Below are 18488 nucleotides of genomic sequence, written 5' to 3'. Positions count from 1 at the left end.
CGTTGTTGTCACTTCCAGGCCGCGAAAGTGACAACAACGTGCCCCTCGGCGGTGGGTTAGGGCGTTAACGCCGGAGCGGCCGGCCCCCGAAGGGACCGGCCGCTCACGGATGAGACGGGTCTCAGTTGTTGGAGCTGAGCTTCTCGCGCAGAGCGGCGAGGGACTCGTCGTCGGCGAGGGTTCCGCCGTTGCCGGTCTCGCTCGAGAAGGACGACGAACCGCTGTCGGCGGCCGCCTCCTCGATGCCCTTCGCGACCTGGCGCTTGTGCGCCTCCCAACGAGCCTGGGCAGCGGCGTACTGCTGCTCCCACTCGTCGCGCTGGGTCTCGAAGCCTTCCTTCCACTCGTTGGTCTCCGGGTCGAAGCCCTCGGGGTACTTGTAGTTCCCCTGGTCGTCGTACTCGGTGACCATGCCGTAGAGGGCCGGGTCGAACTCGGTGCCTTCGGGGTCGACGCCCTCGTTCGCCTGCTTGAGGCTGAGCGAGATGCGGCGGCGCTCCAGGTCGATGTCGATGACCTTGACGAAGACCTCTTCGCCGACCGACACGACCTGCTCGGCGAGCTCGACGTGCTTGCCGGAGAGCTCGGAGATGTGCACCAGGCCCTCGATGCCGTCCGCGACGCGGACGAACGCACCGAACGGAACCAGCTTCGTGACCTTGCCCGGTGCGACCTGACCGATCGCGTGGGTGCGGGCGAAGACCTGCCACGGGTCCTCCTGAGTCGCCTTGAGCGACAGCGAGACGCGCTCGCGGTCCAGGTCGACCTCGAGGATCTCGACGGTGACCTCCTGGCCGACCTCGACGACCTCGGACGCGTGCTCGATGTGCTTCCACGAGAGCTCGGAGACGTGCACGAGGCCGTCCACGCCGCCCAGGTCGACGAACGCGCCGAAGTTGACGATCGAGGACACGACGCCCTTGCGGACCTGACCCTTGTGCAGGTTGTTGAGGAACGTGGTGCGGGACTCCGACTGGGTCTGCTCCAGCAGCGCGCGACGCGACAGGACCACGTTGTTGCGGTTCTTGTCGAGCTCGAGGATCTTCGCCTCGATCTCCTGGCCCAGGTACGGGGTCAGGTCGCGGACGCGGCGCAGCTCGATGAGCGACGCCGGCAGGAAGCCGCGGAGGCCGATGTCGACGATCAGGCCGCCCTTGACGACCTCGATCACCGTTCCGGTGACCACGCCGTCGGCTTCCTTGATCTTCTCCACGTCGCCCCACGCGCGCTCGTACTGCGCACGCTTCTTGGACAGGATGAGGCGGCCTTCCTTGTCCTCCTTCTGGAGAACGAGCGCCTCGACGGTGTCGCCGACCTCGACGACCTCGCTAGGGTCGACGTCGTGCTTGATGGAAAGCTCGCGCGAGGGGATGACACCCTCGGTCTTGTAGCCGACGTCGAGGAGGACCTCGTCGCGGTCGATCTTGACGACGGTGCCTTCGATCAGGTCTCCGTCGTTGAAGAACTTCAGCGTCTTTTCGACCGCGGCAAGAAAGTCTTCAGCAGAACCGATGTCGTTGACTGCGACCTGCTTCGGTGCCTTGTCGGTCGTTGCGGTTGTCATGTAGTGGATGCTCCGTTATGGACATAAATCAGGCCGTGCGCGAACCTCTGTGGGTGTCTTCCGCGAACGGCAGGCGGATGTGGATGTCACACAAGTGACGGTCTAGTCTACCGACTGGCCTGCGAAAGGGGCAACTCGCGTCCGGCGACGATGTCGCGGAGGGCGGGCTCCAGGTCCGGGAAGGCGAATTCGTAGCCCGCCGCGAGCAGCCGCTCCGGCACCACCCAGCGGCTCTTCAGCACCAGCTCGGTCTCGGTGCGGATGACCGCCGTGCCGAGCTCCAGCATCCACCGGAACGCCGGGAGCCCGGCCGGGACCCGGAGCACGCGGCGCAGGGTCGCCATCAGGGTGCGGTTGTCCGACGGGTTCGGCGCGGCGATGTTGACCGCGCCGTCGAGCTCGGGATGCGCGCGCAGGAACTCGATCGAGCCGAGCACGTCGGCGATGTGCGCCCAGCTGAACCGCTGCCGGCCGCCGCGGGCGCGGAACTCGTGGAAGGTGCCGGCGTTGCGGCGCGCGGTGGTCGCGAACCAGCGGCCGTCGAGCTGCGGTCCGCCGAGGCCGGACTGCGTCAGCCGGATCAGCGGGAGGAGGGCGGAGCCGTCGCCGAGCACGATCGCCATGCGCAGCGCGACGCGCCGGGTGCCCGGCAGCTCGCCCTCGAAGAACTCGGCCTCCCAGGCGCGCGCGACGTTCACCGAGAAGCCGGCGCCGAGCTCGCCGGTGGACTCCGTCATCGGCCGGTCCTCGGCGTGCCGGTAGATGGTCGCGGTGGAGGCGTTGAACCAGATGGGAGGCGGGGCGTCGGAGGCGGCGACGGCCTCCCGCAGCGCCCGCGTGGTCTCCAGTCGGGAGCGGAAGATCTCGGCGCGGTTCGCGTCGCCGTAGCGGCAGTTCACGCTCTTGCCCGCGAGGTTGATCAGCACGTCGGCGCCGGTGACGACCCGTCGCAGGGCCTCGGCGTCTCCCCAGCGCGCGTCGGCGCCGTCGCGGCCGACCAGCAGGACCGTCGCGCCGGCGGCGCGGTAGTGCTCCGCCAGATAGCGTCCGATGAAGCCGGACGCGCCGGCGATGACGATGCGCTCGCTCACTCACTCCCCCGATGCGACGGCGGCGCTCCCGACCTGGTATCGGAACGTCCCCGCGTACTGGTACACCCTACCGATCAGCGGGACGCGCACGACGATCGAGACCGCTTGCGCGTCGCGCTCGTCGTCGTACCGCTCGGTGAGGGCGACGACAGGGGCGACCGCGCGCGGGAGGACGATCCGCAGCCTCCCCAGCCGCACCCCGACCCGGCGGGAAGTCAGCCGGACGGCGCCGTCGATCACACGGGCGGAGAACCACGCCTCGGCGAGCACCGGAGAGCCGAGACGGTCCACGACCATCCAGCCGTCCACGCCGATCTCGTCGCGCATGTCGAGCACGCGCCCGCCCAGCTCGAACCGCCGCACCGCGCGCACCGCCGGGCCGCCGTCGGCCGACACCACCGGCACGTTCTCGACCGTGAACGGCACGGCCCGCTCCCACACCGGGAACATCACGTGCGCCCGGCCGAACACCGCCAGCACCGGCCAGAGCCAGCGCCGGGGCGTGCCGACAGTGTCGAACACGCCCCGGCCCGTGCCGGTGGACCCGGCCGGGATGGCGTCGAAGTAGGCGCGCAGCCGCGGATGGAGCTCGTCGAACGCCGGGCCGAGCACGGCCCGGTACGGGGAGGTCATCGCGGCTGCGCGCTTCTCGGGTGTCGGTCGCTCAGTCGAGCAGCGCCGACTTCAGGGTGTCCAGGCCGACGCCGCCGATGTCGAGCGCCTTCTTGTGGAACGCCTTGATGTCGAACGCGGCGCCCTCGCGGCGCGCGTACTCGTCGCGGAGCTGCTCCCAGATCCGCTGGCCGATCTTGTACGACGGCGCCTGCCCCGGCCAGCCGAGGTAGCGGTTCACCTCGAAGCGGACGAAGCCCTCGTTCATGTTGACGTTGTTCGCGAGGAACCCGAAGGCGTACTCGCCGGTCCAGGGGCCGGAGCCGTCCGGGAGCTGCTTCTCCAGGTGCACGCCGATGTCGAGGACGACGCGGGCGGCCCGCATCCGCTGGCCGTCGAGCATCCCGAGCCGGTCGGCCGGGTCGTCCAGGTAGCCGAGCTGCTCCATCAGGCGCTCCGCGTAGAGCGCCCAGCCCTCGGCGTGGCCCGAGGTGCCGGCGATGCGGCGCCAGGAGTTGAGCTGCGCCTTGTTGTAGGTGGCCTGCGCGATCTGGAGGTGGTGGCCGGGGACGCCCTCGTGGTAGACGGTCGTCAGCTCGCGCCAGGTGTCGAACTCGGTGACGCCCTCGGGGACGCTCCACCACATCCGGCCGGCGCGCGCGAAGTCGTCGCTGGGGCCGGTGTAGTAGATGCCGCCCTCTTGCGTGGGGGCGATCATGCACTCCAGGCGGCGGATCTCCGTAGGGATGTCGAAGTGCGTGCGGCCGAGCTCCTCGATCGCGCGGTCGCTGGTCTCCTGCATCCAGCGCTGCAGCGCGTCGGTGCCGTGCAGCTTGCGGGAGGCGTCGCCGTCCAGGAACGCGATGGCCTCGTGGACCGTCGCGCCCGGCTTGATCTCGCGGGCGATCGACTCCTGCTCGGCGACCATGCGCGCCAGCTCCTCGATGCCCCACTCGTAGGTCTCGTCGAGGTCGACGGTCGCGCCGAGGAAGTCGCGGGAGGCCAGCGCGTACAGCTCGCGGCCGACGGCGTCCTTCTCGGGCGCGTGGGCGGCCAGCTCGTCCTGCAGGAACGCAGCGAGCGTGGCGTAAGCGGCCGCCGACTCCGTGGCGCCGTGCGCCAGGTCGGCCTTCAGGGATGCGGGCAGCTCGCCGTTCAGCGGCCGCGCGGAGCCGGTGAAGTCGAAGAAGAAGCCGGTGTCGGCGATCTGCTTCTTCGCCTGCGCCAGCACCTCGCGCACCTGACGGATCGCGGGGACATTGCCGGACGCGATGCCGCTGCGGAGGGTCTCGATGTAGCCGTCCATCGCCGCGGGGAGGTTGTGCAGCCGCTTCGCGACGTTCGCCCAGTCCTCCTCGGTGTCGGTGGGGACGAGGTCGAAGATGTCGCGGAGCTCCTGCGCCGGGGAGGCGATCACGTTGAGGTCGCGCTGGTTGAAGCCCGCCTCGTGCTTCTCGATGGTGAGCTCCAGCTCGCGGGAGAGGTCCATCTTGGTGACGCGGTCGATGTCGTCAACCGGATCGGCGGCCTGGATCTTGGTCAGGGCCTCCCGCACCTTGCCGACGGCCTGCTGGGCGCCGGCCGGCGAGTAGTCCGAGTACTCGCCCTCGCGGCCGGGGCGGCCGAGCCAGACGTGGTACTCGGGGTGGAGCTCCAACTGGGTGTCGACCCACTCGTCAGCGATCGTGTCGATCGGAGTGGATTCGCGCTTCTCTGCGTTCGTCATGATCCGAGCCTATTGGTAGCGCCGAGCACGGAGTCAAGGGGGGTCAGTGGGCGGCGGCTTCCCAGGTGGGGCCGCGGCCGATCTGGACGTCGAGGGGGACGCGGAGGTCGGCGGCGCCGGCCATCCGGGTGCGCACGATCGTCTCGAGCGCGTCCCACTCGCCGGGGGCGACCTCGAAGATGAGCTCGTCGTGCACCTGCAGGAGCATCCGGGAGTTCAGCGAGCCGTCGATCAGGTCGCCGGCGATCCCGAGCATGGCGATCTTCATGATGTCGGCGGCCGAGCCCTGGATGGGCGCGTTGAGCGCCTGGCGCTCGGCGTTCTCGCGCAGCACGCGGTTGGTGGAGGTCAGGTCGACGAACGGGCGGCGGCGGCCGAAGATGGTCTCGGTGTAGCCGTCGACCCGCGCGATCTCCACGACGCTGCGCAGGTAGTCGCGCACCGCGCCGAAGCGCTCGAAGTAGCCGGCCATCAGGTCCCGCGCCTCCTTCGTCTCGATGCGGAGCTGCTTGGACAGGCCGAACGGGCTCAGGCCGTAGGCGAGGCCGTACGACATCGCCTTGACCTTGGTGCGCATGAGCGGGGTGACGTCCTCGGGCGTGACGCCGAAGACGCGCGCGCCGACGAAGCGGTGCAGGTCCTCTCCCGCGTTGAACGCCTCGATCAGCCCGGGGTCCTCGGAGAGGTGCGCCATGATGCGCATCTCGATCTGCGAGTAGTCGGCGGTCAGCAGCGTCTCGTAGCCCTCGGCGCTTCGGAACGCCGAGCGGATCTCGCGGCCCTCCTCGGTGCGGATCGGGATGTTCTGGAGGTTGGGGTCGTTGGACGAGATGCGTCCGGTGCTGGTGCCGGTCTGGTCGTAGGTGGTGTGGATGCGGTCGTCCCCGTTGACCGAGCGCTCCAGGGTCTCCACGATCTGCTTCAGCTTGGTCGCGTCGCGGTGCTGGAGCAGCAGGTCGAGGAACGGGTGCGGGTTGCTCTCCTGCAGGTCGGCCAGCGACTGCGCGTCGGTGGAGTAGCCGGTCTTGGTCGAGCGCGTCTTCGGCATCCCGAGCTCGTCGAACAGCACCTGCTGGAGCTGCTTCGGCGAGCCGAGGTTGAGCTCGTGGCCGACCTCCGCGTAGGCGCGCGCGGCGTAGTCGTTCGCCTTGTCGGTGAGCTGGCCGCGCAGGCGGCGCAGCATCTCGGTGTCGATCGAGACGCCGTCGAGCTCCATCTCGGCGAGCACCGCCACCAGCGGGAGCTCGATGTCGTCGAGCACGGCGCGCGTGCCATCGTCGAGGGCGATCATCTGACCCTCGGCGACCCGGCGGATGTACCAGGCCTCGGTCGCCGGGCTGACGGCGTCGTTGATCGGCACGAGTTGGTTGGGGTCGGAGACCGGGAGGGTCTCGCCCAGCACCTCGTAGACCTGCTCGGCCAGCGACTGCGGCGCGGCGCCCGGCCGGACCAGCCAGGAGGCGATCCGGGTGTCGAAGGCGAGGCCGTCGACCACGAAACCGGCGCGGGCCAGCGCCTTGAACTGCGGCTTGGCGTGGAAGAAGTACTTCGGAGCGCTGCTCGCCAGCCACTCCTCCAGCGCCGTGTAGTCGGGACGGCCGGCGGCCCACGGGACGTAGACGGTGTCATCGGCGGCGGCCAGGCCGAAGCCGGTGATGCCCGCGGGGCCGGTCTCCAGTTGCACCGCGACGGGCGCGCCGTCGGCGGACGCTTTGGCCAGCCAGTTGGCGAGCTCCTCGTCCACGAGGGTGCGGACGACCGGGGCGCTCACGGCCCCGACGTCGCCCTCCGAGGGCGCGACGCCGGCGCCGGTGAAGGTGCCGTCCTCAGCAGCAGCCTTCAGCAGCCGGTCGAGGAGGGTCTTGAACTGGAGGCGCGCGAAGATGTCGCGCACGGCGTTCTCGTTGAGCGGCTTGCGCTCCAGGTCGTCGGGGGCGACCTCCAACTCCACGTCGTCGAGGAGCCTGTTCAGCCGGCGGTTGCGGAGGGCGTTCTCCTGCTGGTCGCGGAGGTTCTGCCCGACGACGCCCTTGATCTCGTCGGAGTGGGCGACGATGTTCTCGACCGTTCCGTACTGCTGCACCCACTTGACCGCGGTCTTCTCGCCGACCTTGTCGATGCCGATCAGGTTATCGCTGGTCTCGCCGACCAGCGCCGCGATCTCCGGGTACTGGTGGGGCTCGACGCCGTAGCGCTCGCGCACGGCGGCGGGGTCGTAGATCTTGAGCTCCGAGACGCCGCGGACGTTCGGGTACAGCAGCGTGACGTCGTCGTTGACGAGCTGGATGACGTCACGGTCGCCGGAGACCAGGAGCACGCGGTAGCCCTGCTCCCTGCCCTGACGTGCGAGGGTGGCGAGGATGTCGTCGGCCTCGAAGTCCTCCTTGGCGATGGTGGTGATGTTCATTGCGTGCAGGGCCTCCTGCAGCAGCGGGATCTGGCCCACGAACTCGGAGGGGGTCTCGTTGCGGGTGCCCTTGTACTCCGGGTACTCGCGTGTGCGGAACGAGTAGCGGGAGATGTCGAACGCGACAGCGAGGTGCGTCGGACGCTGCTGCTGGAGCAGGTTGATCAGCATCGCGATGAAGCCGTGGATGCCGTTCGTGTGCTGCCCTTCCCGGTTGACGAAACTGTCGACCGGCAGTGCGTAGAAGGCCCGGAATGCCAGCGAATGGCCGTCGATGACGAGAAGGGTAGGCTTTTCGGAGTCTGACACCAGGCAAGCCTACAAGGGGCCGGTGACAGTCCAGGACGACGGCCGACGAGGGCGGAGAGGCACCAGAATGACCGAGGACGCGCTCGCGTACGTGAAGCAGCGGGGGCTCGGCGCCCTCGCCGACAAGATGGGCATCGAGATCGTGGAGTTCACGATCGAGCGGGCCGTTGCACGGATGCCCGTGCTCGGAAACACGCAGCCCGCGGACCTGCTGCACGGCGGCGCGTACGTCGTGCTCGGCGAGTCGCTCGGGTCGATGTCGGCCAACCTCTACGCCGGCGAGGGCCGCCTCGCGGTGGGCATCGAGATCAACGCCTCGCACACCCGCGCCGCGGTCGACGGCTATGTGACCGGCGTCTGCACGCCCATCCACCTCGGCCGCACGCTGACGACGCACGAGATCGCCGTCACCGACGACCGCGGACGGCGCTGCTCGACCATCCGCATCACGAACCTGATCAAGGACCTGTAAGCAGGCCCGCCGCGCCCTACTTCTTGGGGGCTAGTTGCTCGATGATGGCCTGGGCGACGTCGTGCATGGTGAGACGGCGGTCCATCGACGCCTTCTGGATCCAGCGGAATGCGTCCGGCTCGCTGAGGCCCATCTTCTCGTTGAGGAGGCCCTTGGCGCGGTCGACCAGCTTGCGGGTCTCGAAGCGCTGCACCATGTCGGAGACCTCGGCCTCCAGCGCGATGATCTGCTGGTAGCGCGCCAGGGCGATCTCGATCGCCGGCAGGAGGTCGTTCGGGGTGAACGGCTTGACCACGTAGGCCAGGGCGCCGGCCTCGGTGGCGCGCTCCACGAGCTCCTTCTGGCTGAACGCGGTCAGCAGCACGACGGGCGCGATGTGGTTCTTGGAGAGGCGCTCGGCCGCCGAGATGCCGTCGAGCTGGGGCATCTTGACGTCCATGATGACCAGGTCGGGGCGCAGCTCGGTGGCCAGCGCGACCGCGGTCTCGCCGTCTCCGGCCTCGCCGACGACCTCGAAACCGTTGTCGCGCAGGGTCTCGACGATGTCGAGCCGGATGAGCGACTCGTCCTCCGCAACGACGACTCGGCGGGGTGCGGCGGGGGTGGTCTCCTGGTCAGTCACGGACAAAAGCCTACGGTATTGTTCAGGTGTTGTTGTGCGCCGCTGTGGCGGAATGGCAGACGCGGAGCACTCAAAATGCTTTGTCCGGAAGGGCGTGTGGGTTCGAGTCCCACCAGCGGCACAACCGAAACCGGCCCGCTCGGCGGGGCCCCTCAGCCCACCCGGCGCAGCCGCAGGGCCAGCACGGGGCACAGTGCGATCGCGTCCTCCGCGGCGTCGAGCTGGTCGCTGCGCACCGGGATGTCGGAGCGTCCGGAAGCCGGCTGGCCGACCGCGAACGGGTAGCCCCACTCGTCGCGCGCGATCGTCCCCTCCAGCAGCTCGGCGCACAGGCCGCGGCCGTCGCAGCGCGTCCAGTCGACGTGGAGAGCGTGGCGCGCGGTCATCGTGCGCTCCTCAGGCAGCGGCCCTCGGTGTGGGCGTGGATGTCGCGGGCGAAGACGCGCAGCGCGCTGCGGACGAGGCGCGCGGCCCCGTCGGGATGGTGGCACGAGCCGCGTCCGTCGATGACCTCCGCGAGCCGGGCGAGCTCGGCCGCCGCCTGCGGGGCGAGCCGGCCGGCGGCCAGCTCGGCGAACCGGTCGGCCATAGCGGGCAGCCCGAACAGGCACGGCCCGCACTGCCGGGCGGAGGCCGCGGCCAGCTCCTGGACGATCGCCGCGGTCGCCGCCAGGCCGCAGCGCTGCGGGCCGAGCACGTGCACGACGCCGGCGCCCGCCGACTCCCCCTGCGCCGTGCCGGTCTCGGCCGGCGCGATCCAGCGCCCGTGATACCCGCCGAGGAGCACGCCGGCGGCGAGCCTGGCCTCCCCGCCTGCCCTGGCGACGATGTCCACGACCGTCGCGTCGGTCGGCGCCTCGAGCACGCCCTCGGCGGCCACGTCACCGGTCACCGTGACCAGCCTTGTCCCCGGTTGCGCGGGGTCGCCGACACTGCGGAACCAGTCGCCGCCGTAGCGGTCCACGAGCGCGAGCTGCGCGAGCGTCTCGACGTTGTGCAGCAGCGTCGGCCTCCCGTCGAGCCCCGACTCCGACAGCCGCCGCACCCGGTCGAGCGGCACGGCGCGGCCGTTCTGGAGGGCGTTCACCACGGCGCTCGCCTCGCCGGCGACGAACCCGTCCGCCGCCTCGACCAGCTCGACGCGGCCCGCGTCCGAGCGCTCGGCGATGGCGGCTGCGACCGGGGCGAGAGCGGCCTCGTGGAGGTACAGGACGGTCCGCGCGGCGCCCAGTGCGTCGGCCGCGGTCAGGAGGCCGTCGAGGACGAGGTGCGGCGCGTTGCCGAGCAGCACGGCGTCCTTCCAGCTCCACGGCTCGCCCTCGGAGCCGTTGCCGATCACGACAGGAGCGCGCCGCCCGGTCGTCGCCGCCAGCTTGCGGAACGCGGAGAACGCGGCGCCGCCGCGGCCGGTGAGGCCCGACCGCTCCAGCTCCCGCTCGAGGTCGGCGCGGCGCAGGCCGCGGCGCGGTCCGAACGCGGAGAGGTGGGCGAGCGCGCCGGCCGAGTGCCCGGCCGCGAGCAGCCGCGGCGGCGTTGCGGCGGGGTCGGGGACCGGCAGGACGTTGTCGGCGGTCATGGTCATGACGGCCCCCTTCTGCTGAGTTCGGCCTCCGTGCGCCGTGCGGCGGAGGTCTCCAGGAACCCGGCGGACACCCGCCAGAGCACGGCGACGAGCACGAACAGCACCGACGCTCCGGCAAGCAGCAGCATCCAGCCGGACGTGCCGTCGGTGCCGTCGCCGATCGTGTGCGCCAGCGCCACCGGCCACAGCGCGTAGCTCAGCCAGTGCACGGCCTTGAAGACGCGCAGCCCGAGCCGCCGGCGCAGCAGCGCGGTGATCGTCACCGCGATCAGGAGGTCGACGGCCACGGTGCCGAGGCCGAGCCAGAACGGCAGGTGGGCGCCGAGGAACGGCACCAGGATGTCGGTGAGGGTCAGCTTCGCGTAGGAGTCGAGCAGCAGCGTCCCGATGTGGAGGACGAGGAACACGACGGCGAGGAGCGACACGTTGCGGTGCAGGAGCGTGACGGAGAAGCGCGGCATCCCGGGCAGCGGCCGGCCGGAGCGGGTCACGATCCCGAGCCAGAGCGAGACGGTGAGCAGCAGGAGGGCGACGACGCCGGAGGCCCGGCCGACGGCCCAGAGCACCTCATCCATCAGTTCGCCCCGTCCCGGTCGGCAGGTCGGCGGGCCAGCGCCCGGTCGTGACGATCGAGCCGTCCCTGGCCACCAGCCGCGCGTCGGCGCCGAGGCCGCGCAGCCAGGCCGGGGCCTTCAGTCCGCGCACGATCGAGGCCGTGCTCAGCGCGTTGGCGCGGACGCAGGTGGCCGCGGCGACGGTGACCGACCGCCAGACGTCGTCGGCCGGCAGCCCGAAACGCGGGTCGAGGATGTGGTGCCTGGCCTGACCGTCACTGCGCCAGCGCCGTTTCTGCGTGCTCGACGTGGCGACGCCCGCGCCGTTCGGGATGGCGATCTGCTGGGCCGGGTCGGACGGGAGGTCCTGGACGCGAACCTCCCAGAGCCGGTCGGTGGCGCCCGCGGTGGCGAGGTCGCCGCCGAGCGAGACCAGGGCGTCCGCTCCCGTCGCCTCCGCGATGCGGCGTGCGATGCGATCCGCCGCGTGGGCCTTCGCGGTCGCGCCGAGGTCGAGCCGGAGGTCGGCGGGGAGACTCAGCGTCTGCCCGTCGAGCGCCACGCGCTCCCAGCCGGGCCGTTGAGGGCGGGTGACTGTGAGCGTCACGCCGTCAGCGGGCAGCGCGGCGAAGTCGCGGTCGTAGCCGAGGCGGTCGAGGTCGCCGCCGAGGGTCGGGTCCACGTCGCCGTCGGTGTCGGCGGCTGCGGCGAGCGCGACAGCGACGAACTCGGCCAGCAACGGGCTCAACTCGACGCCGCCCGCGGGACGGTCTCCCGCGTTGAGCCGCGAGAGCTCGCTCTCCGGATCGAACCGGCTGGCGGCCGCCGTGACGGCGGCGAGCTCGGCGTCGGCGATCCCGCGCGCCTGCTCGAGGGCCTCCGGGTCGGAGACCACGATGCGGGCCTCGACGCCCCAGACCGCGAAGTCGTCGCGGACGAGGTCAGGAGCCGCTGGACTGGCCACTGGACCCACCGCCCTGGCTCTGCTGGATGCCGCTTCCTGAGCTGCTGGAGGAGCCGGAGCCGTCACTGCTGCTCCCGCTGCCGGACGAGTCGGAGCTGGACGAGCCGGAGCTGGATGAGCCGGAACCCGAGCTGCTCGATCCCGAGCTGCTCGATCCCGAACTGCTGGTGCCCGACGTGCTCGTCCCCGTCGTGCTCGCCGTCGAGGTGCCCGCGAACAGGAAGCCGGAGAGGATGCCCGTCACCGCGAGGCTCGAGATGCCGATCGCGGTCGTGATCCCGATCGCCGTGCGCCGCCCAGCCGATCGAATGTCCATGTCAGGCCCTCCATCCCGCCCCGTCCGCCGTCTGTCGTGCGGCGTTCCGGAACTGATCACCAGCCTGCGCTCGGTTTCTTTCCGGAACCTTATTCGGAGTGGGAACGGGATATCGGGTCCCTATGAATCACCTTTGTGCGAATCGGCTCTGTGCGATCAGGGCCGCACGCCCACCACGGCCTGCGCGAACCGCCGCACGCGCTCGGCGAGCCCGGCGATCTGCTCCTCGACCACGCGCGCGGAGTCGAAGCCGACGAACTGCGGAGGCGGCGTGCGCCGCACGTTCTCCGTGCACTCGAACGACGCGCACACCAGCGCGCCAACCGTGTCGCCTCGCCGCCCGGCGTCCCCGGCCCTGCGCGCCGACCAGAAGTAGACGTCGCGCCGGACGTGGACGTCCTGGCACCAGCCGCACATGGTGGGCGCGTGCGAGCGCATGGAGGCCTCCGACGCGCGCAGCACGATGCCGACCGGACCGCTCCCGGTCGGGATGACGACGTAGCCGCGCTGCGGGAGCCGGGGGTCGCGCCAGCCGAGGTACTCGCGGCGGGACCAGTCCACCTCGTGCATCCCGGGCGGCAGCGGCAGGTCGGCGGCGTCGGAGCGCGAGCAGTTCACGAACGAGTCGCGGAGCTCCTGCGGGGTCAGGGTGTCCATATCCACCTCCTGCGTCCCATGCTGGCACAGGTGCTTGACCTTGACCCCGGGGGCACGGCTTAGCCTCCCGGCATGAGCACTCTCCCCAGCGTCACCGACGCCTCCTTCGCCTCCGACGTCCTGGACGCCGATGGCACCACTCTCGTCGAGTTCTGGGCGCCGTGGTGCGGCCCCTGCCGGGCGGTCACGCCCATCCTGGAGCGGATCGCCGACGAGCACCGCGACGACATCAGGATCGTGCGGATCAACGCCGACGAGAACCCGCGATCGTCCGCCGCGTATCACGCGCTCTCGCTGCCGATGATGAAGGTGTTCCGGGGCGGGGAGGTCGTCAAGACGATCGTGGGCGCCAAGCCGAAGCCCGCGATGGAGTTCGAGCTCGCGCCGTACCTGACTTGACCCGTTCCGGCCTGTCGCCGCTCAGGTCAGGTGGTCGAACGCGCCGCTGACCCAGCCGATGTACCGCTCGGCCGACCGCTGCACGGCCTCCCGCGCGTCCGCCGGGATGACGTTGCCCAGGTTCCCGTACATCCGGTCGAACGGCCGGTCGCAGACCAGGTCGGCGACGCGCCGCACCACGGAGGCCGAGAGCGGGATGTCGTTGGGGAAGCTCCGCTGGAAGGTCACCCACTTCTGCGACGGCCCGGGGAAGACCGTGTCGCCGCTGAGCACGACCCCGCGGTCCCAGTGCACGATCGCGCTGCCGGGGAAGTGCCCGCCGACCGTGCGCAGCAGCACGCCGGGCAGCACCTCCTCCTCGCCGCTCCACTCGCGGATGGCCGGGTCCTCCCGCTGCACCCAGTGCCGGTCGGCCGCGTTGACCAGCACCGGAACGCCGCCGAGCAGCCGTGACCAGACGGTCTGAGCGCCGAACATGTGCGGGTGGCTGCTGGCGATCACGGTGGCGCCGCCGAGGTCCTGGACGGCCGTGGCGGTGGCGTCGTCGACGTACCCGGTGGGGTCCCAGAGCAGGTTCCCGTCCGGCGTGCAGAGCAGCAGGGCGCGCTGCCCGATGCCGACCCTCGGCTCGCTCCTCAGCCCGTAGAGCCCGGGCTCCAGCTCCGTGACCGTCACGCGCTCGCCCTCGCGCTGGAGGCGTTGCAGGGTGGTCCATTGCTGCCCGGTGGGCGGGACGTACTGCCGCTCGTCCTCGCAGATCGGGCACGAGGCCGGGGGCTCCTCCCCCGCGTCCGTCACGATCGGGGTCGTCTCCACCGCGCACGTCGCGCACAACCAGTCGGCCATGCGGGTCAGGTTACCCGGCGCGGCCGCCCCCGTCAGGGTCTGGCCGTGCGGGTCCCGGACCAATACCCTGTGCCGCATGGCGAATCAACCGGTGATCTTCATCCACGGCCTCTGGCTCCACGCGAGCAGCTGGCAGCCCTGGATCGACCTCTTCACGGCGGAGGGCTACGCCCCCGTCGCACCCCCGTGGCCCGGCGAGAAGGACACCGTGGCCGACACCCGCGCGAACCCGGACGACGTGGCCAACTTCGGCATCGACGAGGTCACGGCGCACTTCGCGAAGATCATCGAGGCGATGGACGTCCCTCCGGTCATCATCGGCCACTCGTTCGGCGGCCTCGTCACCGAGAAGCTGATCGGGCAGGGCTACGGCAACGCGGGCGTCGCGATCGACCCCGCGCAGATCAAGGGCGTCCTGCCGCTGCCGATCCGCCAGCTCAAGTCGGCGTTCCCCGTGCTCGACAACCCGGCGAACATCCACAAACCCATCGCCCTCACCGAGGAGCACTTCAAATTCGGCTTCGCGAACCAGCTCACCGACGAGGAGGCGAAGGAGCTCTTCGACCGCTGGACCGTGCCCTCGACAGTCCGCCCCATCTTCCAGGCCGCCGCGGCGAACTTCAGCGTCCACTCGCAGGCCGCCGTCGACACGAAGAACGAGGACCGCGGACCGCTGCTGCTCATCGCCGGCGGCGAGGACAACACGGCCCCGGAGGTGACGGTCGACGCGACGCTCAAGCTGTACCGCGACTCCAACGCCGTGACCGAGCTGATCACCTTCCGCGACCGCGGGCACTCGCTCGTGATCGACCACGGCTGGCGCGACGTCGCGACCGAGATCCTGGTCTGGCTCGGCCAGCAGGGGCTGGAGGACTGAGCCGGTCCGGAATACCGCACCGGCCGCACGGCTTGCCCTCACTGTGAAACGCATCGGCTTCCTCAGCTTCGGCCACTACCAGGCCGTCCCCGGCTCCGTCGTGCGGACGGCGGCCGACGCCCTCCTGCAGACGGTGGAGCTCGCGGTCGCCGCGGAGGAGGTGGGGGCAGACGGCGCGTTCGTCCGGGTGCACCACTTCGCCCCGCAGCTCGCCTCCCCGTTCCCGCTGCTCGCTGCGATCGGCGCGCGCACCTCGCGCATCGAGATCGGCACCGGCGTCATCGACATGCGGTACGAGAACCCGCTGTACATGGCGGAGTCGGCCGCGGCCGCCGACCTGATCAGCGGCGAGCGCCTCCAGCTCGGCGTCAGCCGCGGGTCACCGGAGACCGCGCTCGCCGGCTACGAGTCGTTCGGCTACGTGCCGGGCGAGGGCGAGTCCGACGCCGACATGGCACGGCGGCACACCGCGATCTTCCTCGCCGCCATCGCGGGCGAGGGGATGGCGAACGCCGACCCGCGGATGACGGGCACGAGCGGCGGCCTCTCCATCCAGCCGCTGTCGCCTACCCTCCCCGACAGGATCTGGTGGGGCGCCGGCACCCGGGCGACCGCCGAGTGGACGGCCGAGCAGGGGATGAACCTGATGTCCTCCACCCTGCTCACCGAGGACACCGGCGAGGCGTTCGACAAGCTCCAGGCCGAGCAGATCCAGCGCTACCGCGACACCTGGGCGGAGATGGGCTGGGAGCGCGAGCCTCGGGTGAGCGTCAGCCGCAGCGTCATCCCGATCGTCGACGACGAGTCCCGCCGCTACTTCGGCGCACGGGCGCAGGTGGAGGGCCGCGACCAGGTCGGCCACCTCGACGGCGGGATCGCGCGCTTCGGCCGCTCCTACATCGGCGAACCGGAGAAGCTGGTCGCCGAGCTGGCGCAGGACGAGGCGGTGCGGATGGCCGACACCGTGCTCGTGACCGTGCCGAACCAGCTCGGGGTGGACTTCAACGCGCGGCTGCTGGAGGCCGTGGTCGGCATCGGGCGCGAGCTGGGGTGGCGGGACTGATACTCGCCGTGGACCTCCGTGTACCCCGAATGCGGCCCTGTGCCGCCGTCGGCCGCATGAGAGGATCGCAATGCGGTACACCCGAAGTCCGCAGCACAGGCCGTGACGACATCGTCCGGTCCCATGGAAGGGGTGTGCTTTGCGAACTCGACGATCGGGTGCTGGACTCATCGCGGCCGGGCTGGCGCTCGCCCTCGGCGCGGTCGGGCTCGGCGCGGCCGGGCTCGCCGCTGAGCCGGCGAAGGCCGTGACGCTGAACGACGCGTCCACGCCGTCCGCCATCACAGGTATGTGGGCGTGGGGCAATCCGATCGACCCGGCCGTGGACGCACGCGGCGACGGCCAGCCGGCGTTCGAGCCGAAGGCGCTGGCCGCGTTCGCCTCCGCGCACAAGCTGCGCACCGTCTACCTCTCCGTGCCGTGGGCGGCCGACCAGGGCCCGTTCGGGCCGTGGCTGCGCTCGGCGGTCACCGCACTCCACCGTGCGGGCGTGACCACGGTCGGGGCGCTCGGCGGCGACCCGGCGTGGGCGCAGCAGCCCGACCTCGCCGCCACCTGGACCACAGCGGCGCTGAAGGCGGCGCCCTTCGACGCGGTGCAGTTCGACGTCGAGCCGTGGGTGAACGCCACCGACGACCAGCTCCCCGGCATCGTGGACCAGCTCGCGACCATGTACGACACCGCCAGGAGCGCCGCCGGGTCCGTCCCGGTGGGCGCCGACCTGCCCTGGTGGCTGGAGGCCAAGCCGACGGCGGACGGCAGCAGCACGCTGTTCCGCACGCTGCTCCCCCACGTGAAGTCGGTCGCCATCGTCGCGTTCTCCGACCACGCCGCCGGCGACGACGGCATCGTCGCGCTGGCCCGGCCGGCCGCGACGGCCGCGGCGAACGCTCGGGTGCCGTTCAGCGTCGGCGTCGAGACGGACACGCCTGACGTGGCCGGGGGCCCGGCCGCGACGTTCGGGGACGACTCGGCGAGCGCGCTCGAGTCGCAGACGGCGCTGGTGCGCACGGCGTTCGGCGGCCTCCAGGGCTACAAGGGCGTCACCGTCGAGCACCTGCTCGCCTGGCAGGCGCTGATCGCCCGCGGCTGAGTCGCGCTCAGGCCGCGTCGGCCGCCGCGTAGAGCGCGGCGATGTCGAGCTTGCCCATCGTGAGCATCGCGGCGTTCGCGCGTCCTGCACGCTCGCGGTCGGGGTCCTGCTGCAGCTCCAGCAGCGCCCGCGGCACGATCTGCCAGCTCAGCCCCCAGCGGTCCTTCAGCCAGCCGCACGGACCCGGCTCGCCGCCGTCCGCCGTGAGGCCGTCCCAGAGCCGGTCGACCTCCGCCTGGTCCTCGCAGACGACCATGACGGAGGCCGCCTCGGTGAACGCGTACAGCGGGCCGCCGTCGAGGGCCACGTACTCGATCCCGCCCAGCTCGAATGTGACCAGGACGGTGCTGCCGTCCTCGCCGAGCCGGTCGACGCGGAGGATGCGGGAGTCCGGGACCAGCGAGACGTAGCGGCTCGTCGCCGCCTCGGCCTGGCCGTCGTACCAGAGGAACGTTCTGACCTTCTGCATGCGGGTCATGCTACGCGCGGGCGGTAGCGTAGCGGGATGGGCTACTCCAGTTTCATCGCCATCGGCGACAGCTTCACGGAGGGGGTCGGCGACGACCTCCCGGACGGCCGGCAGCGCGGCTGGGCGGACTTCGTCGCCCTCGGGCTGGCGCTCGCCTCGCCCGAGCCGGTGAGCTACGCGAACCTGGCGATCCGCGGCCGGAAGCTCACCCCGATCCTGACTGAGCAACTCGATCCCGCCATCGCCCAGCGCCCGCAGCTCGTGAGCCTCAACGGCGGCGGCAACGATATCATGCGCCCGCGCGTCACGATCGAGTCCGTGGCGAAGCAGCTCATCGACGCCGCCGACCGGGTGACGGCCTCCGGCAGCACGATGCTGCTGCTGAGCGGCGCGAACCCGAGCCGGCACCTCCCGATGGGCGGGCTGCTGCGCAAGCGCGGCGACGAGCTGGCGGTCGCGGTGCGGGCGCTGCTGCCGCGCGACGGTGTGCTCTTCGTCGACAACTGGGCCGACGAGTCGCTGGAGCACATCCGCTACTGGTCGGCGGACCGCCTGCACCTCAACGCGCTCGGCCACGCGAAGGTCGCGAGCAACGTCCTCACGGCGCTCGACGTGCCGGTGCCGGCGGAGTGGGGCGTCGAGGCGGTGGAGGCCGCGGCGCCGGGCGAGCCGACCCGGCGCACCGCCGACTACTACCGGCGTTACGTGCTGCCGTGGATCGGCCGCCGCCTGACCGGCCGGTCGTCCGGCGACGGCCGCGCCGCCAAAATCGCCGAGCTCACCGTCGTCGACCCCACCTCCGCCCACCCCCTCTAACCTGCGCCGAGGGGCACGTAAACGCCCCTAAAACGCACTTTTAGGGGCG

General features: G+C 71.2%; 20 protein-coding genes and 1 tRNA gene. 7 read left to right on the top strand and 14 right to left on the bottom strand.

The features are described 5' to 3' along the window. Positions 1-121 precede the first annotated feature (121 nt). The 5 genes from rpsA to polA all read right to left on the bottom strand — a co-directional run bounded on the left by rpsA (position 122) and on the right by polA (position 7709). Positions 122-1564 carry a 30S ribosomal protein S1 gene (gene rpsA, locus ACFQ9V_RS20400; protein ID WP_370053637.1) on the bottom strand — a complete coding sequence of 481 codons (1443 nt, stop codon included), beginning with the start codon at positions 1562-1564 and terminating at the stop codon, positions 122-124. Positions 1565-1671: 107 nt separating this feature from the next. Beyond that, entirely contained in the window at positions 1672-2655 is a 984-nt protein-coding gene (locus ACFQ9V_RS20395) for an epimerase (RefSeq protein ID WP_382460939.1), read from the bottom strand. Next, complete coding sequence (locus ACFQ9V_RS20390; RefSeq protein WP_382460938.1) at positions 2656-3288, bottom strand: DUF4166 domain-containing protein; 633 nt, start codon at positions 3286-3288, stop codon at positions 2656-2658. It abuts the gene before it with no gap. A gap of 31 nt (positions 3289-3319) precedes the next feature. Continuing rightward, complete coding sequence (locus ACFQ9V_RS20385; RefSeq protein ID WP_382460937.1) at positions 3320-4993, bottom strand: DUF885 domain-containing protein; 1674 nt, start codon at positions 4991-4993, stop codon at positions 3320-3322. Positions 4994-5036: 43 nt separating this feature from the next. Then, on the bottom strand, positions 5037-7709 hold the full coding sequence (gene polA / locus ACFQ9V_RS20380) for a DNA polymerase I (protein WP_382460936.1): 2673 nt from the start codon (positions 7707-7709) through the stop codon (positions 5037-5039). A gap of 67 nt (positions 7710-7776) precedes the next feature. Here polA and ACFQ9V_RS20375 point away from each other — a divergent pair, with 67 nt between their 5' ends. Then, positions 7777-8181: a hotdog fold thioesterase gene (locus tag ACFQ9V_RS20375; RefSeq protein ID WP_382460935.1), complete on the top strand. Its 405-nt coding sequence runs from the start codon at positions 7777-7779 to the stop codon at positions 8179-8181. A gap of 16 nt (positions 8182-8197) precedes the next feature. On the opposite strand, the gene ACFQ9V_RS20370 is transcribed toward ACFQ9V_RS20375, so the two are convergent. After that, positions 8198-8803, bottom strand: a complete 606-nt coding sequence (locus ACFQ9V_RS20370; RefSeq protein ID WP_370053648.1) for an ANTAR domain-containing response regulator — start codon at positions 8801-8803, stop codon at positions 8198-8200. A 38-nt stretch (positions 8804-8841) separates the two neighbouring features. On the opposite strand from ACFQ9V_RS20370, the gene ACFQ9V_RS20365 reads away from it, so the two are divergent. Continuing rightward, a tRNA-Leu gene (locus tag ACFQ9V_RS20365) sits at positions 8842-8924 on the top strand. 31 nt (positions 8925-8955) lie between these two features. On the opposite strand, the gene ACFQ9V_RS20360 is transcribed toward ACFQ9V_RS20365, so the two are convergent. The 6 genes from ACFQ9V_RS20360 to ACFQ9V_RS20335 form a co-directional block, all read right to left on the bottom strand. Further along, positions 8956-9189: a ferredoxin gene (locus ACFQ9V_RS20360; protein ID WP_382460934.1), complete on the bottom strand. Its 234-nt coding sequence runs from the start codon at positions 9187-9189 to the stop codon at positions 8956-8958. Continuing rightward, the gene (locus tag ACFQ9V_RS20355) at positions 9186-10385 is read right to left on the bottom strand and encodes an NADH-ubiquinone oxidoreductase-F iron-sulfur binding region domain-containing protein (protein ID WP_382460933.1); all 1200 of its coding nucleotides are present in this window, start codon (positions 10383-10385) and stop codon (positions 9186-9188) included. The genes ACFQ9V_RS20360 and ACFQ9V_RS20355 overlap by 4 nt, the downstream gene beginning before the upstream one ends. Next, entirely contained in the window at positions 10382-10960 is a 579-nt protein-coding gene (locus ACFQ9V_RS20350; protein WP_382460932.1) for a ferric reductase-like transmembrane domain-containing protein, read from the bottom strand. Before ACFQ9V_RS20350 ends, ACFQ9V_RS20355 begins: the two co-directional genes overlap by 4 nt. Then, entirely contained in the window at positions 10953-11903 is a 951-nt protein-coding gene (locus ACFQ9V_RS20345; RefSeq protein WP_382460931.1) for an FAD:protein FMN transferase, read from the bottom strand. Before ACFQ9V_RS20345 ends, ACFQ9V_RS20350 begins: the two co-directional genes overlap by 8 nt. Next, on the bottom strand, positions 11881-12219 hold the full coding sequence (locus ACFQ9V_RS20340; RefSeq protein WP_382460930.1) for a hypothetical protein: 339 nt from the start codon (positions 12217-12219) through the stop codon (positions 11881-11883). The genes ACFQ9V_RS20345 and ACFQ9V_RS20340 overlap by 23 nt, the downstream gene beginning before the upstream one ends. A 156-nt stretch (positions 12220-12375) precedes the next feature. Beyond that, positions 12376-12876: an FBP domain-containing protein gene (locus ACFQ9V_RS20335; RefSeq protein WP_382460929.1), complete on the bottom strand. Its 501-nt coding sequence runs from the start codon at positions 12874-12876 to the stop codon at positions 12376-12378. 72 nt (positions 12877-12948) lie between these two features. Here ACFQ9V_RS20335 and ACFQ9V_RS20330 point away from each other — a divergent pair, with 72 nt between their 5' ends. Continuing rightward, a complete protein-coding gene (locus ACFQ9V_RS20330) occupies positions 12949-13275 on the top strand; it encodes a thioredoxin family protein (RefSeq protein ID WP_382460928.1) in 327 nt (108 codons plus the stop codon). 21 nt (positions 13276-13296) lie between these two features. Here the strand turns inward: ACFQ9V_RS20330 and ACFQ9V_RS20325 are convergent, their stop codons facing one another. Then, complete coding sequence (locus ACFQ9V_RS20325) at positions 13297-14121, bottom strand: hydrolase (protein ID WP_382460927.1); 825 nt, start codon at positions 14119-14121, stop codon at positions 13297-13299. A 76-nt stretch (positions 14122-14197) separates the two neighbouring features. Here ACFQ9V_RS20325 and ACFQ9V_RS20320 point away from each other — a divergent pair, with 76 nt between their 5' ends. The 3 genes from ACFQ9V_RS20320 to ACFQ9V_RS20310 all read left to right on the top strand — a co-directional run bounded on the left by ACFQ9V_RS20320 (position 14198) and on the right by ACFQ9V_RS20310 (position 17154). Continuing rightward, positions 14198-14998 carry an alpha/beta hydrolase gene (locus tag ACFQ9V_RS20320; protein ID WP_382460926.1) on the top strand — a complete coding sequence of 267 codons (801 nt, stop codon included), beginning with the start codon at positions 14198-14200 and terminating at the stop codon, positions 14996-14998. 43 nt (positions 14999-15041) lie between these two features. Further along, positions 15042-16061, top strand: a complete 1020-nt coding sequence (locus ACFQ9V_RS20315) for an LLM class flavin-dependent oxidoreductase (protein ID WP_382460925.1) — start codon at positions 15042-15044, stop codon at positions 16059-16061. Positions 16062-16200: 139 nt separating this feature from the next. Continuing rightward, a complete protein-coding gene (locus ACFQ9V_RS20310; RefSeq protein WP_382460924.1) occupies positions 16201-17154 on the top strand; it encodes a hypothetical protein in 954 nt (317 codons plus the stop codon). 7 nt (positions 17155-17161) lie between these two features. On the opposite strand, the gene ACFQ9V_RS20305 is transcribed toward ACFQ9V_RS20310, so the two are convergent. Continuing rightward, entirely contained in the window at positions 17162-17623 is a 462-nt protein-coding gene (locus ACFQ9V_RS20305) for a VOC family protein (RefSeq protein ID WP_382460923.1), read from the bottom strand. 36 nt (positions 17624-17659) lie between these two features. Between ACFQ9V_RS20305 and ACFQ9V_RS20300 the strand changes: the two genes are divergently transcribed. Then, positions 17660-18439 carry an SGNH/GDSL hydrolase family protein gene (locus tag ACFQ9V_RS20300; protein WP_382460922.1) on the top strand — a complete coding sequence of 260 codons (780 nt, stop codon included), beginning with the start codon at positions 17660-17662 and terminating at the stop codon, positions 18437-18439. The last annotated feature ends 49 nt before the right edge of the window (positions 18440-18488 follow it).

Origin of the sequence: Leifsonia sp. NPDC056665 (assembly GCF_042791795.1) — a bacterium.
In the GTDB taxonomy this organism is placed as follows: domain Bacteria; phylum Actinomycetota; class Actinomycetes; order Actinomycetales; family Microbacteriaceae; genus Leifsonia.
The sequence above is the reverse complement of the archived record's forward strand: the minus strand, read 5'-3'. Positions and strand labels throughout refer to the sequence as shown.

Excerpts from the sequence above, each read along its gene's own strand:
- rpsA (WP_370053637.1), bottom strand. The coding sequence starts at position 1,564 with ATGACAACCGCAACGACCGACAAGGCACCGAAGCAGGTCGCAGTCAAC.
- ACFQ9V_RS20390 (WP_382460938.1), bottom strand. The coding sequence starts at position 3,288 with ATGACCTCCCCGTACCGGGCCGTGCTCGGCCCGGCGTTCGACGAGCTC.
- ACFQ9V_RS20385 (WP_382460937.1), bottom strand. The coding sequence starts at position 4,993 with ATGACGAACGCAGAGAAGCGCGAATCCACTCCGATCGACACGATCGCT.
- ACFQ9V_RS20375 (WP_382460935.1), top strand. The coding sequence starts at position 7,777 with ATGACCGAGGACGCGCTCGCGTACGTGAAGCAGCGGGGGCTCGGCGCC.
- ACFQ9V_RS20360 (WP_382460934.1), bottom strand. The coding sequence starts at position 9,189 with ATGACCGCGCGCCACGCTCTCCACGTCGACTGGACGCGCTGCGACGGC.
- ACFQ9V_RS20355 (WP_382460933.1), bottom strand. The coding sequence starts at position 10,385 with ATGACCATGACCGCCGACAACGTCCTGCCGGTCCCCGACCCCGCCGCA.
- ACFQ9V_RS20350 (WP_382460932.1), bottom strand. The coding sequence starts at position 10,960 with ATGGATGAGGTGCTCTGGGCCGTCGGCCGGGCCTCCGGCGTCGTCGCC.
- ACFQ9V_RS20340 (WP_382460930.1), bottom strand. The coding sequence starts at position 12,219 with ATGGACATTCGATCGGCTGGGCGGCGCACGGCGATCGGGATCACGACC.
- ACFQ9V_RS20335 (WP_382460929.1), bottom strand. The coding sequence starts at position 12,876 with ATGGACACCCTGACCCCGCAGGAGCTCCGCGACTCGTTCGTGAACTGC.
- ACFQ9V_RS20330 (WP_382460928.1), top strand. The coding sequence starts at position 12,949 with ATGAGCACTCTCCCCAGCGTCACCGACGCCTCCTTCGCCTCCGACGTC.
- ACFQ9V_RS20325 (WP_382460927.1), bottom strand. The coding sequence starts at position 14,121 with ATGGCCGACTGGTTGTGCGCGACGTGCGCGGTGGAGACGACCCCGATC.
- ACFQ9V_RS20320 (WP_382460926.1), top strand. The coding sequence starts at position 14,198 with ATGGCGAATCAACCGGTGATCTTCATCCACGGCCTCTGGCTCCACGCG.
- ACFQ9V_RS20305 (WP_382460923.1), bottom strand. The coding sequence starts at position 17,623 with ATGCAGAAGGTCAGAACGTTCCTCTGGTACGACGGCCAGGCCGAGGCG.
- ACFQ9V_RS20300 (WP_382460922.1), top strand. The coding sequence starts at position 17,660 with ATGGGCTACTCCAGTTTCATCGCCATCGGCGACAGCTTCACGGAGGGG.